14 protein-coding genes and 1 pseudogene are annotated in these 14,154 nt (G+C 39.6%); 4 read left to right on the top strand and 11 right to left on the bottom strand.

Going from position 1 to position 14,154, the window contains the following annotated elements; genetic code table 11:
* A pseudogene (locus tag WBM60_RS14440) lies at window positions 1-663 on the top strand (glycosyl hydrolase); the annotation flags it as partial.
* Window positions 664-790: 127 nt separating this feature from the next.
* Window positions 791-1,171, top strand: a complete 381-nt coding sequence (locus WBM60_RS14435; protein WP_424261831.1) for a nuclear transport factor 2 family protein — start codon at window positions 791-793, stop codon at window positions 1,169-1,171.
* A gap of 139 nt (window positions 1,172-1,310) precedes the next feature.
* On the opposite strand, the gene WBM60_RS14430 is transcribed toward WBM60_RS14435, so the two are convergent.
* On the bottom strand, window positions 1,311-3,137 hold the full coding sequence (locus WBM60_RS14430) for a glycoside hydrolase family 2 protein (protein ID WP_424276908.1): 1,827 nt from the start codon (window positions 3,135-3,137) through the stop codon (window positions 1,311-1,313).
* A 385-nt stretch (window positions 3,138-3,522) separates the two neighbouring features.
* Here WBM60_RS14430 and WBM60_RS14425 point away from each other — a divergent pair, with 385 nt between their 5' ends.
* Window positions 3,523-4,404 (top strand): MOSC domain-containing protein, encoded by an 882-nt coding sequence (locus WBM60_RS14425; protein ID WP_424261835.1) that lies wholly within the window; start codon window positions 3,523-3,525, stop codon window positions 4,402-4,404.
* Window positions 4,405-4,818: 414 nt separating this feature from the next.
* Entirely contained in the window at window positions 4,819-5,112 is a 294-nt protein-coding gene (locus WBM60_RS14420; protein ID WP_424261837.1) for a hypothetical protein, read from the top strand.
* Window positions 5,113-5,148: 36 nt separating this feature from the next.
* Here WBM60_RS14420 and WBM60_RS14415 read toward each other — a convergent pair whose 3' ends face one another.
* The 10 genes from WBM60_RS14415 to WBM60_RS14370 form a co-directional block, all read right to left on the bottom strand.
* Window positions 5,149-6,966 (bottom strand): AMP-dependent synthetase/ligase, encoded by a 1,818-nt coding sequence (locus tag WBM60_RS14415; protein ID WP_424283243.1) that lies wholly within the window; start codon window positions 6,964-6,966, stop codon window positions 5,149-5,151.
* Between the two features lie 87 nt (window positions 6,967-7,053).
* Window positions 7,054-7,518 (bottom strand): MaoC family dehydratase, encoded by a 465-nt coding sequence (locus WBM60_RS14410; protein ID WP_424277761.1) that lies wholly within the window; start codon window positions 7,516-7,518, stop codon window positions 7,054-7,056.
* Window positions 7,519-7,523: 5 nt separating this feature from the next.
* Window positions 7,524-8,261 (bottom strand): SDR family NAD(P)-dependent oxidoreductase, encoded by a 738-nt coding sequence (locus WBM60_RS14405; protein WP_424261843.1) that lies wholly within the window; start codon window positions 8,259-8,261, stop codon window positions 7,524-7,526.
* 109 nt (window positions 8,262-8,370) lie between these two features.
* Complete coding sequence (locus WBM60_RS14400; RefSeq protein WP_424277760.1) at window positions 8,371-9,345, bottom strand: NADPH:quinone oxidoreductase family protein; 975 nt, start codon at window positions 9,343-9,345, stop codon at window positions 8,371-8,373.
* Window positions 9,326-10,345 carry an NADP-dependent oxidoreductase gene (locus WBM60_RS14395; RefSeq protein WP_424261847.1) on the bottom strand — a complete coding sequence of 340 codons (1,020 nt, stop codon included), beginning with the start codon at window positions 10,343-10,345 and terminating at the stop codon, window positions 9,326-9,328. The genes WBM60_RS14400 and WBM60_RS14395 overlap by 20 nt, the downstream gene beginning before the upstream one ends.
* Window positions 10,346-10,361: 16 nt before the next feature.
* Complete coding sequence (locus WBM60_RS14390; RefSeq protein ID WP_424283242.1) at window positions 10,362-11,135, bottom strand: enoyl-CoA hydratase/isomerase family protein; 774 nt, start codon at window positions 11,133-11,135, stop codon at window positions 10,362-10,364.
* Between the two features lie 47 nt (window positions 11,136-11,182).
* Window positions 11,183-11,941, bottom strand: coding sequence for an SDR family NAD(P)-dependent oxidoreductase (locus tag WBM60_RS14385; RefSeq protein ID WP_424283241.1), 759 nt, complete (start codon window positions 11,939-11,941; stop codon window positions 11,183-11,185).
* A 34-nt stretch (window positions 11,942-11,975) separates the two neighbouring features.
* The gene (locus WBM60_RS14380; RefSeq protein WP_424277758.1) at window positions 11,976-12,347 is read right to left on the bottom strand and encodes a hypothetical protein; all 372 of its coding nucleotides are present in this window, start codon (window positions 12,345-12,347) and stop codon (window positions 11,976-11,978) included.
* Window positions 12,348-12,398: 51 nt separating this feature from the next.
* A complete protein-coding gene (locus WBM60_RS14375) occupies window positions 12,399-13,478 on the bottom strand; it encodes a phosphotransferase family protein (protein WP_424283240.1) in 1,080 nt (359 codons plus the stop codon).
* Window positions 13,479-13,486: 8 nt separating this feature from the next.
* A partial coding sequence (locus WBM60_RS14370; protein WP_424283239.1) for an acyl-CoA dehydrogenase family protein occupies window positions 13,487-14,154 on the bottom strand: 668 nt, incomplete at its 5' end.

Raw genomic sequence — 14,154 nt, 5'->3', positions numbered from 1 at the left:
CCCACTACTGCCAAAGGCATTAATACTTTTAGCTGGGATTTAAGATATCCCGGGGCAACAGAATTTGAAGGGATGATTATTTGGAGTGCCCGCCCACAGCGAGGCCCCAAGGCCCCCTTAGGAAACTATAAAGTTAAAATGAAAATAAAGGATTATGAAAAGACCTATCCCTTTTCCATCTTAATGGATCCGAATCTTAAAGGAATAACTGAGGCCGATTTAATGGAGCAATTTGAACTGGCTAATAAGATCATGCAAAAAACCAGTATGGCGAATGAGGCTGTGATTCATATTCGAAAAATGCGAAATCAGATTAAGGAGAACAAGGAAAAAGTTTCCAGCGCCGATTACAAGAAAACTATGATGCCTTTTTTAGATAAAACCTCAGCTATAGAGCAAGAACTTTATCAGGTTAAAAACCAATCAGGACAAGACCCCTTGAATTTTCCAATTAAACTAAATAACAGACTTGCTTCTTTGAGGAGGAGCATTGAAAACGGGGAGGCAAAACCTACTGATGGGGCCTACAAGGTATATGAAGAACTCTCCGCAGAACTCGAACAGCATCTGGGGGATTTGAATAAAGTAATGTCAAATGATTTGTCCAAGATAAATTCTATTCTAGAAAAGGCAGGGGCCAGCCCTCTTGAAGAAATGAAATAAAGGAGCATTAATTTTGAATACTTCTGCTTTTTGAGAACTCAAAAAGTAGTTTGTATTAAAAATACCTTTGAAATTGATTTTTTGGATCACCGCTGAAAGTCAGCAAAAAAATAAACTACTAAGTTAAATGCCAACAAGAAAAGAAATCGCAATTAAGTATTTGGATTACCTGGAGAAAGGTGATATTGAGCAAACCATAAAATTATTTAATGAACAAGGAATTGTTGATTCACCCATTTACGGAGTAATGAACGCAGATGCCTTTTATCGTGAATTGAGTAGCGATACTACAAATTCTGAACTGCATTTAAAAGGAATTTTTGAGGAAATTAATTCAAATAAACTGGCCCTCTATTTTAATTATAAATGGATCCTGAAAAATAAGCAGAAAGTAGAATTTGATGTTGTTGATATTATAGAATTTGATGCCTCAAACAAGATTAGCAAGCTTAAAATTATATATGATACGGTGATATCCAGAGCATTAGTCAGGGAACTAGAAAAATGAGTGGCACTGGTGCTATCAGCATAAGCATAAGGATTAAAAAAAAACTAGAAAATATCATAAAGAACAAACAGAGCAAACTTTGTTTCGGAGCAGAAAACATCCATAGATTCTCATCCTAATCATCGGAATGACGTTTCTGTCATTTTACCGATTTGTTCCTGTAATATTCCTTAAGGATAAAATAGGCCTTCTTTTTAACACCCGTATTGGAAATTAGTCCCTTGCGATTCCAGAATTGCTGATACACCGGATTTTGTCTTCGTGGAGATTTAAAATCCACCAGTATCCAGGGAGTTATTCCCCTGAGGCCGTCTATCTTATCCATCATTTTTAGCTGGTTGATATAAATCAACTCCTGATATTCCTCACTCCACATGGTATCATCATCAGCATGAAAACCCCCAAGTGCACCACCACCAAATTCGGTGATGACCACAGGCTTGTTGAATTTAATATCAAACGAGTATTTAGGAAGTTCCTTGGGCTCTGACCAATACCACCCACCGTATTGATTAAAACTGGCCAAATCTAGCTTTTCTCCCAGAGTATCATCCACCGTAATGGTATAACCCTCACGTTCGACTTCCAATGCAGCAGCCACCAAACGCGTATCATCCAAAGACCTCGTCTTATCTACCAGCTTGCCCATAAAAACATTTCTCGCTTCTGTCACCGGGGTTTCATTGCCTACAGACCATATAATAATACTTGCCCTGTTTTTGTCGCGTTCAACAGAAACACGCAACTGATTTTCCGCATTTTTATAGGTTTCTTCATTTTCCCATGAAATAGTCCAATAAACCGGCACCTCAGACCAAACCATCAAACCCATTTCATCTGCCAGCCGCAGCATAGTCTCATTATGGGTATAATGGGCCAATCTCACATAATTGCATCCTAATTCCTTTGCCCAGCTAAGCATCATCCGCATATCTCCGTCCGATCGCAGACGGCCTCCAATAAGTGGGTTTTCATCATGCATGGCAATACCTTTCATGAAAATAGATTCACCATTAAGGAGTATATTTTTACCCTCTGTGGCAATGGTTCTAAAACCAATCTTATCGGTAACAGCATCTTGTGAGGAACTGATCTTAACTTCATATAATTTTGGGGATTCCGGATTCCAGAGTTGTATCTTCTTTACAGGGATTTCAAAAGTAACCTTACCGTTTGCATCAGTGGTGTAGCTCTGGTTTATTTTTAATTCCGGTATTTGCAATACAACCGGCTCCTCCCCTCCCGATCCCTCCAGTTCTATATAGCCTTTTATTTTGGCAGCATCATTTTTAGCCAATTGAACTTTGTAGTCGTTAATGTAAGATTCAGGGGTTTCAACAAGGTTCACATCTCTTGTGATCCCCCCGTAATTCCACCAATCTGTATTTATGGTAGGTACCTCATCCTTTTTACGGGTATTGTCTACCATAACAACAAGAAAATTGTCGCCATCAATCAATTTGTCGCCCACCTCAAATTGAAAGGGAGTAAAGCCTCCTTTGTTCACACCCAATTTTTGACCATTCAAATAGATATGGCTTTCATAATTCACCGCACCAAAATGAATAAAGTATCTTTTGTCTTCCTTTAAAGACACCTTGAAATTTCTCCTGTACCACAGTACCCCCTCATAGAACTCCAATTTTTCATATTGGGAATTCCAATCCCCCGGGACAGTCAATGATGGCTCGTAATCGAAGTTGTATTCTGCCCTTTTGGTTTTTCCCGGATTGGTAATGTTATCATAAAAGCCTCCTTTCCCTGATGCACTTTCATCGAATGGCTTTTGTCTGTAATCCAGATACCCCATTTTGTAGGGGTCAATGATAAACTGCCAATCTCCATTCAGGCTTAATGTTGTTCTGTCCAGAACATTCTGAATCTGTTTTTGAGAAAAACTAATAAAATTAAAGGACATCACGATGATGAACGCAAAAAGTTGGGTTGATTTTTTTGATAAATACATCTTATAAATTTTATTAATGTAACAGAAGATAAGCAGGCAATAATAGGAAACTTTTTTATTGCACCATAAACATTTATATTAATCTTACTAAATTTAATAAAATTGTTTCCAAGGTCAATTTAATAAAAGCAGGGAATAGGAGATTTAGCTTCTTAATTTTAATCGTATTTCAAGAGATTTCCTGGAGATAGACCTTCATGGCAGCAGATAGAAATTCAGAATTGTTGTTTTATAAAGGATTGATCTAGCATTGAATAAATCATTACCTTATTATCTTAAATGAAAATTAACAAGCCGTATAATCCATAAGCTAACAGGCACGGTTCATTTAAAAGGCTGTTGCCCGTTATTAAACATACATGCAAAATAACCAAAAAAACAAACCATGAAAGTAGGGGTCATTGAATCGCTCTGGCGGTTCCCGGTAAAATCCTTTAAAGGTGAAAAACTTGATCAGGTACAATTTGATAAACAAGGTGTTCTGGGGGACAGAGCATATGCGCTTATAGATAAAAAGACAGGAAAAGTGGTAAGTGCTAAAAGCGTAAAACAATTTCCAAACCTGTTGATGTGCGCTGCTAATTATTTAAAAGCCCCTCAGGCTGGTCAAAAGATACCGCCAGTCCGGATTACTTTAGCGGATGGGACCGTAGTACATAGTGATTCAAAAAATGTTAATCAAATTTTATCGAACTTCTTCAAAAGAGATGTAGAACTTACCCGTGTTGCGCCAGAAGACTTTACTATTGACCAATTCCATCCGGATTTGGAAAATCTTGACCCGGCGGGGCATCGAAATACATCTACGGAACAAAAGCTTGGACCTGCCCTGTTCAAGGATATGGGCATAGATTCTCCCCTGCCTCCGGGATCTTTTATGGATGTTTTTCCGGCTACAGTAATAACTACATCCACCCTTGAACATTTGGAGAATCTTAGACCGGAAACCAATTTTGATGTAAGAAGGTTTCGAATGAATGTGGTAGCCAAAACCCATGATCCAGGCTTTATTGAGAATTCCTGGGTTGGCAAAACACTTCGTATAGGAAATGACGTTCAACTAATAATAACCATGCCAGACCCTAGATGTGTGATGACCACGCTAGCACAGGATAATATTCCCAGGGATAATCATATTCTCCGAACACTGGTAGAACACAACAGACTGGATATAATGGGTTCTGGAAAGTACCCATGTGCAGGAGTTTACGCTGTTATTGGAACAACCGGATTGGTCCAGGTTAATGACAGTGTGGAACTTAATTAATTTTGAATTTTTCCTCACACCTACCGTGAGAATGTGTATTGTGGTATTTTTCACATCACTGCTAGCATATACATTTACCACCCGTCAGAGACCGGCGGCAACAGGGGTATAAATTCTTACGTTATAGAAAGAATTAAATGCATTTTATCTAACTAAATTATACTTAAAACGGATATCTTTTGTAATTAGAACAGACAAATCTAATTTCACGGATATGAAAATAAAATCTAAAATTATCAAATTTGTACTGACTTTTGGTAGTGCTTTTGTCATTTTTATGGTATTCATGGTAATATCCAGATTTATTTAGACCTTACTTTAGTCGGATCGTTCTGATTTGTATCTTTGTTTTACCATTATACTCCAAATCCGTCATGGTGTTCTCATTAATATCATGATCTTAAAACCTAAAAAATGCCAAAATCCACCAAAATTTTAGCTATTGTTTTAGTTATTGTTATCCTGGGGTTCGGTGTGGGAATATACCTGCAAGACTTAAAACATCAGGAAAGTACGGCTGCAGCCTGGGAAGCCAACCGGTTTAATGTAGCAAAATTCCACAGGATACTACGATATAATACAGATATGAATATGGCCAACTGGGCAGCAATGAAAGATAGCATTTCACAGCAATTAGACTCATTGGTGATCCTAAGATTCAGGAAGGAAATGGACAGCCTCAACGCACTGAAGAATCAAAAGCCATAAGGGTCTCATAGATTCTTAAGCAATTCTAAGCACAGGTTAAGCATATATTTCCTGAATTTCCTTTTTGTATTTCTCCCTTATCACCCGTCTTTTGAGCTTTAATGTTGGCGTTAGCTCAGCCACAGAATCATCTTCGTGAACAGGCAGCCAAACGGCTGGGACCAACCGAAACTTCTTTATTTGTTCTATATGACTGAATTCCGGATTGTATTTGTCAATCACTTTTTGATATTTTGCAATAATTCTATCCTGCTTTAGCATGTCCTCCAGATTGGTCCACTCAATATTTTTATGTATACACCAGTTCTTTAACCCATCCTCAGACGGAACAATTAGGGCGGAAACAAATTTTTGTTTATCCCCAATAACCATAATCTGATCAATAACAAAATTTTCCTTTATCCTGTTTTCAATAGGTGCAGGCGCAACGTACTTTCCACCTGAAGTCTTTAATAACTCCTTCTTCCTGTCTGTTATTTTTAAAAACTCCTTTCCATTCGGACCTTGAATCAATTTTCCAATATCACCAGTGCAGAACCATTTTCTGCCATCAATTTCTTTAAATACCTGAGCATTTATCTCAGGTTTTTTATAATATCCCGACATAACATTAGGTCCAATCGCAAGTATTTCACCTTCGTCTTCTTTGTAATCACCGGAGGTCTTATCTATATATAATTCTACACCATTGATAGCATAACCAACAGTACCTATCACTGACCCTCCGGGCTTAACGCTATTGACTGTCAAGGTTGGGGAGGTTTCTGTTAAACCGTAGGCCTCGCGTACGTTTATTCCTGAAGCGCAAAATACGCGGATTATTTTTATAGGACAGGGAGCAGAACCCGTAACTATCAATCGAACATTGCCTCCTAAGGCCGAACGCCATTTACTGAAAATTAATTTATCCGCAATTCCCCATTTTATCTTACTGAAAGGAGATAGATTTTGATCCAATTCAAAATTATCTGTTAAGCGAAGTGCCCAAAAGAATAGCGCTTTTTTTACTCCTGATAAAGCCAGGCCTTTATTGTAGATCGCTTCGTATATCTTTTCAAGTAGTCTTGGAACGGTTGTGAAAGCAATGGGTTTCACGGATGCCAAATCACCTTGGGGTCCACTCAGGTTGTCTGTACCACAAAAATATATGGAAGTCCCTTCATGGAACCATGCGAATGAAACCGCTCTTTCATAAATATGGCAAAGCGGCAGAAAACTCAGTACCTTTTCACCTGCATCCACTTCTAAAAATTTTGAAGTCTCTACGATAACATGCATGATATTGCTATGGGTTAACATAACACCTTTGGGATTACCGGTTGTTCCGGAAGTATAAATAATAGTCACCAAATCTTCTCCGGTAATTTTTTTCTTAATTCCCTCTATATCTGTACGTCCTTCCTGGTCCAAAATTTCTTCCCAATAGGGCCTTCCTTCAGCTTTGTCAAAAGTGTAGATATTTTCTAAACTCGGAATATTCTTGCCTGCTAGGGACAGTTTGTCAAAAAGATCAAGACCTCCGCAAAATGCTGCCTTTACTTCCGCTTCATTCAAGATATATTCATACTCCGAAATACTAATGGTTGGGTATAATGGAATACTTATAAGTCCGGCCATTTGTAGTGCAAAATCCATAATTACCCATTCGGGCCTGTTTTTATAGATTACCATGGCTACCTTATCTCCGGGCTTCAGGCCTGATTTTAGCAAACCGGAAGCAGCTTGTTCCGAATAATTTTTTACATCCGCTGTGCTATAGGACTTCCAGTTACCTTTAGAATCCCGGGCACTTAAGGAAGCTTCAAGTGGGTTGCTGTTTAATTGATTGTAAAGAAGATCAAAAAGTCTGGTCATTGGTTTGTTACTTTAGGTTTCGTATTGGTTTATTTATTAAATCCGCCTCTATCGGAGGATCATTGGTCAACTTTAAAATTAAAAAATTTACTCGAACATCAAACTAATAAATTCGGCCACACTGGCTGGTTTATCAGAACCGTCTAGCTCCACCACACAATTCCAGGTAATTTTCAGACCCTTATCCCCGTAATTTTCAATTTTTTGAATAGTACAGATTAACCTGAGCTGACTATCTACTAAAACAGGGCTTGGAAAGCGTACTTTATTCAACCCATAATTTATACCCATTTTGGCAGATTTAACTAACAAAACATCTTTTAAAAGTTTAGCTAAAAGTGCAAGAGACATAAAACCATGCGCCACCGGCTTTTTAAAAGGTGAGTGTTTTTCCGCTTTTTCAATATCTATATGTATCCACTGGAAATCCATGGTGGCTTTGGCAAAGTCATTAATCATTTCCTGGGTCACTGTAAGCCAATCTCCCGCAGGCAAAGTTTGACCTTCTATTTCCCGAAAGTCCTCAAAATTCTCTAGTTCTAATTTGGCCATATTAATTATCTTGAAGTTCCACCATCTATAGTAAGGCATATCCCTGAAACAAAACGGGCCTCATCTGAAGCCAGGTACAGGTAGCCATAGGCGATATCTATGGGTTGTGCCACAGTACGCAGGGGAATACTTTCTTTAATTTTAGCAAAATGTTCTTCCGGAATCTTGTCTACCATATCCGTCATCGTGAAACCGGGTGCTATGGCATTGGCCGTTATGCCATACTTGCCAAATTCCATCGTCCAGGTTTTTGCCATGGCAATAACACCTGCTTTGGTAGCCGCATAATTTGTTTGTCCAAAATTACCCCTTAAACCTACATTTGAGGCCGCACTTACGATCCTTCCATACGTATTGGCCTTCATATAAGGTACAACAGCCTGAGTACAGAGAAATACCCCTTTCAGATTAACCTCTATAACAGCGTCCCATTCCTCCTCACTCATTTTTTCGAGCGTTCTGTCTCTTGTGATTCCCGCATTATTAATTAGGATATCTATTTTACGATATTTATCATTTACTTTTTTGAAAAGCCTTTCTACTGCAGGTTTATCAGTTACAGAAACCTGATGATACTCCGCTTTTCCACCGGATTCAATTATGCCATCCGATACATGCTGCCCTTTGGGTAACACGTCCATAATTATTACCGTTGCACCTTCTTTTGCAAAAAGCTCGGATATGGCCTTCCCTATTCCACGGGAACCGCCGGTAACTATGGCTATTTTGTCTTTTAGTCTCATTTCGTATAGTTCTTTAATTATGTCTTTTACTATCTGTCCTTGCGGGATTGGATCCTTTAAACTAAGCAGAACTTTAATCTAAAGCAAAATATTCAGGAAGATGATAACCTTAAACTTCTATTACCAATTTACCTCTGACCTTTCTGTTCATTATTTCCTCCAAAGCCCTGGGGGTTTCCTTCAATTCATAAGTCTTATGGATATGGGGTTTAACCCTGCCCTCATCATACCATTTCATCAAGGTCCTTGTGTTCTCCATATTCAATTTTGGGTTTCTCATGGCAAAATCGCCCCAAAATACCCCAACTATAGAAGCGGTCTTAAGCAAAGGCAGATTTAAAGGCATTTTTGGTATAGTCCCGGAAGCAAATCCTACTACCAGAAGTCTCCCCTCCCATGCAATACCCCTGAATGCCGCCTCAGTATATTCCCCTCCAACAGGATCGTATATAACATCTGCCCCTTTGTTATCTGTCAATTTTTTAATTTCAGACTTCAAATCTTCTTTGGAATAATTAATGGTTTGATCAGCACCATATTCCCTGCATAATTGCAATTTTTCTTCTGTGGATGCTGCTGCAATAACCTTTGCACCCATTAGTTTACCTAATTCCACCGCTGCCAAACCAACACCACCCGAAGCGCCAAGCACAAGTAATGTCTCGCCTTTTGCCAGCTTTGCCCTGTCTTTCAGCGCATGATATGAGGTCCCATATGCTACCATAAAAGAAGCTGCAATTGGGAAATTCATTTTTTTTGATTTCAGGAAACACGTATTGGATGGCACCACTACTTCCTCAGCAAAACCTCCACTAAAGACAAATCCAAATACTTCATCACCAACCGCCAGATGTTTTACTTCATCGCCAATCTCTTTTACGACCCCGGAAATATCGCTTCCCGGAGTGAATGGAAGCTCTGGCTTAAATTGGTATAACCCCTGGATAATTAATGTGTCGGGGAAATTTATTCCACAGGCTTTTACTTGCACCACCACCTCTTTTGCTTTGGGTTTTAAACCAGGTATTTCTTCTAAAACAAGAGAAGATGGCGGTCCGAATTCTTTACATCGTATGGCTTTCATCTTCTACTACTTTTAGCACTAGTTTGCCTAATTTTTCACCTGTAAACAACCTTTTATAGGTTTGCGGAAAGTTCTCAATTCCCTCATAGATATCTTCTTTGCCTTTCAGTTTTCCCTCTGCCAGCCACGCGCCCATGGCCCTTGCAGCTTCACCATACCTTTTTGCATAATCAAATACCACCATTCCCTGCATTGTAGCGCGGTTTACCAGGAGTGAAAGGTAATTACTGGGTCCTTTTATGGCCGTTTTGTTGTTGTATTGCGATATGGCTCCACATATTACTATTCGGGCATGCATTCTAAGTTTACTCAGGGCAATATCAAGAATTTCGCCACCTACGTTGTCAAAATAAACATCCAGGCCTTTTGGGCATTCTTCCTTCAACCTGGTTGCAACATTCTCGTTCTTATAATCAATAGCAGCGTCAAAACCCAACTCCTCTAAAATATATTTACATTTCTCCTGACCCCCGGCAATGCCGACAACCCGGCATCCTTTAATTTTAGCAATTTGACCCACGATGCTCCCAACAGCTCCTGCTGCTCCTGAAACAACCACAATATCACCTTCTTTTATTTTCCCCACCTCAAGAATACCAAAATAGGCTGTCATGCCTGTCATACCCAAGGTGCTTAAATAGGTTGGAAGCGGAGCTAGTTTAGGGTCTATAATACGCAAATCCTTTCCATCCGAAATTGCATATTGCTGAACACCGCCGAATCCGGCTACATAATCCCCTACTTTAAAGTTGGGATTTTTATTAACTGCCACCACCTCACCAACTGCACCCGAGCGCATTACCGAACCTATGGCCATTGGCTCTATATAGGATTTGGAATCATTCATCCAACCCCGCATAGCCGGGTCAAGGGAAACATAATGTTGTTTCACCAGAATTTCTCCATCCTGTAATTCAGGAATAGGATTAGTCTCTAATGACCAGGTTGAAGCATCTGCCTCACCTATGGGTCTCTTTACAAATTTCAATTGTTTGTTCATATTTTTCATTTCGGTTTTATCCTTTCTTTTTATTTGAGAAACTCTTTACGTATGCTTCCATTTTGGTTCGAATTTCAGGTTTCCACCATAAAGTTGCCGCTTCTTTGAGGGAATTTTCGGCATTTAAATCAAGCTTACCCAGTAAATCTTTGCGAAGTTTACTTTTAGTATTAACCAGTATCTCCTGATCTGCTTGCAAATACTGCTTCATCCTGGCTTCAGCCTTTGGCAATACCTGCTCCAAAGGAACTAATTCATCCACTAATCCGGCAGACAAGGCTTCTTTCCCATTAAGCAGCTTCCCTTCCATAACATATCTGCTAGCCAAACCCTGACCTATCCAAAAGGCATAGGTTTCTACAAGGTTCTGAGAAATTTGAATATTTACAGCAACCTCGTTCAGTCCAATAATATATTGTTCTCCATCTGCCATAATTCGGTTATCACTTGCCACTGCAAGCACGCAGCCTCCCGCCGGGGAATGACCTGTAATAGCCGATATAACAGGTTTCGTGATATGCATAAGTTCTATAAATAATGCACCGAAAACACGAAAAAAGTCCTGGATCTGTTTTTTGTCGTACTGAAATAATTCAATTAAATCGAGGCCTGCGGAAAAATAGTGTGGCTGTCCGGTAAGTATTGCTCCTTTAACTTCCTTGTCATTTTCCATATCCCGGAAGGCTTGCCTTAGCTCCTGAACCATCTCGTAATTAATGGCATTTACCTTACCGCGATTCATCTGAACAATGGTATACCCCTCTTTCTTTATAATCTTTATTGTATTCATTAGGGTAGTCTTTTTGATTTGTTGATCTATAAGTTGTCTTAATTATGCTATAATAATGATGTGCCTCCATCCAATGTTAAGGTTTGCCCGGTCATATATTTTGAGCTATCTGATGCAAGCCATGCTACAGCTTCTGCAATTTCAGTTGCTTCTCCAAACCTATCCATAGGAATCAGTCTTTTAAGGGTTTCTCTCATATCGGGCCTACTGGCCAGCAGTTTGTCTAAAAGCGCTGACTCCGTATACCCCGGGCATACTGCATTGATTCTGATATTCTTACGACCATACTCCAGAGCAGCCGATTTGGTCATACCCACAACTGCATACTTACTGGCACTATAAGAGAGGTTGTTACCTGAGGGTTTTAAACCGGCCAGTGAAGCGATATTTATAATATTTCCATGTCCCTGCTTCATCATTTGCTTTAAAACCACTTTCATACAATAAAAAACACCCGTCTGATTCACGGCAATAACATTGTCCCAATCAGCAAGCGTATGTTCAGCGGTCCTTTTTTGATTTTCACCGCCTATACCGGCATTATTAACCATGACGTCTATCTTACCATGATCCTTAACCGTTTGACTTATTAATAGTTCTACTTCTTCAAATTTAGATACATCTGCCTTGAACGCAAAAGCCTTACCCCCTGCAGTGTTTATTTGATCAGCCACCTTTTGGGCGCTATCAATATTGATATCAGATATAATGACCAATGCCTTGTGTTTAGCCAACAAAGAAGCCGATGCTGCTCCAATTCCACTTCCTGCCCCTGTAATGATCACAACTTTATTTTCTAATTGCATATCGCTTTAATTAATTAAACAAAACGCCTAAACATTATTTGGTTTGCGATTTACAATATATCAATCGCGAATCCTGTAGGGAGCGTTCCCTTAATTTTGCTGGATAGTCCTCTGCGCTAACCATTTTAAAAAATTCACCCTGGTTTTTATATTTTACCAATAGCATATCATCCCATAAAGTTTCATCTTCCGGACCTATAAGTGTTAAAAGGGGTCTACCAAAAAAGATAATTTCCGCATCTATCTTCTCAAAAAAAGGTATGGCCGCTTTCATATATTGTTTATAGGAAGCCTCACCGGTCAATCCGGTTTCTTCCACCTTGTCTTTATATTTTAGAAGGTTTAACATCACCACCTCCTGATCCTCCGGCACTTCCCGAAGTACATTTATTTGTTCCTTATTCATTTTTATAAAAGATTTATGCTCCACACCACTACTTATTTGAAATCATATCCATTAATATATCCCGTCAATCTTGTCCTTCTGAATGGCGTTCCACGCTGTATTACAACATAAGGCAGAAACTATATTCAGGTTCGCGAAACGGGGGTCTGTTGTATGTCCGTGCTTAAATCTATAATATATCTGTTGGGCGATTACCGCAATTTTAAAAAGACCATACGCAAAATAGAAGGTAAGGTTATTTATATCCCTGCCACTTTTGAGCGCATATTGCTGGACGATTTCTGTGCGTGAAGGATTGCCTGCCATAGTTGTTGGAGATGGAAGTCCTTGTTTCAAAAAATCAGCATCTGAAGCTGTAGTCCAATACCCAAGGGAAGTCCCCAAATCCATCAATGGATCACCTAAAGTGCACATTTCCCAATCCAGGATGGCGGCTATTTTTTTCCATTGGTCATCAACAAATACCACATTATCGTACTTATAGTCATTGTGGATAAGGCTGTAATCATAGTTTTCAGGTTGATTATTTTCCATCCATGACATTACCTTTTGGGCAGAGGGAACTTCTTCCGTTGCCGCAGCACGATACTGCTTGCCCCAGTTTTTAACTTGTCGCTCAACATAGCCTTCCGGATTTCCCAACGATTCAAGTCCGGCAGACTTATAGTCTACATTATGCAGTTCAACAAAGGTATCCAACCAGGTATCTGATATAGTTTTAAATGCATCAGGAGCCAATTGGCGCTCTTTGGCCTCATTGGCCGTCAGAATAATTCCATCAACTTTTTCCATTAAATAAAAAGGAGCCCCCAGTATATCTACATCTTCTGAATATGCATAAGGAGCAGGTGCTTTGTCAAAAACTTTATGCAAATTATAGAGCACTTTAAATTCCCTACCCATATTATGACCACGCTTTGGCGCCGCAAAGGGCGGACGGCGAAGTACGTATTCCTTATCCTCTATTTTTAGCAGATAAGTCAGGTTCGAATATCCATGATAAAATTGCCTGATGATCAATTCACTTTTTTCATCATTGATCAAATTGCATTGTAACAGGAACTTTTTCAAGTTCTTCTCATGAAGCTCTTCTCCTTTTCTCACAGTTTTGGTCAGTTCCTTTTCCCGCATTGCCAGACTTATGTGTATTTTTTTATTGTGTTTTTTCCTAATTGACTTAAGTGAACCTCATCCGGGCCATCGGCCAGCCTCAAGGTCCTGGCAGAGGCATAAAAATGTGCTAAAGGCGTATCTCCACAAACACCCTTACCCCCCATTATCTGAATGGCCCTATCAATCACTTTTAAGGCCATATTTGGAGCTACTATCTTAATCATGGCGATCAGGTCTTTTGCCTCCTTATTTCCCACCTTGTCCATTTTATCTGCTGCTGAAAGAACCAGCAGACGTGTTTGTTCTATTTCACAACGAGAATGCGCAATTTCCTGACGAATACTGCTATAGGTATCTAAAGTTCTGCCAAACGGACTGCGTTCAGAGGCCCTTTGAGACATTAACTCCAGCGAACGTTGCGCCATTCCTATTAATCGCATGCAATGGTGTATTCTTCCCGGACCCAAACGGCCCTGGGCTATCTCAAATCCTCTCCCTTCACCTAGAATAAGATTGCTTTTTGGCACACGTACTTTGTTTAATACAATTTCTGCATGTCCCTCCGGAGAATCATGGTATCCAAAAACACTAAGAGGTCTTATAACTTCCAGGCCGGGAGCATCCATCGGAATCAAAATCATGCTGTGTTGCAAGTGGCGGGGTGCATCAAAACTGGTCTTACCCATTACTATGG

Source organism: Eudoraea sp., from assembly GCF_049669105.1.
Taxonomy (GTDB): domain Bacteria; phylum Bacteroidota; class Bacteroidia; order Flavobacteriales; family Flavobacteriaceae; genus Eudoraea.
The sequence above is the reverse complement of the archived record's forward strand: the minus strand, read 5'-3'. Positions and strand labels throughout refer to the sequence as shown.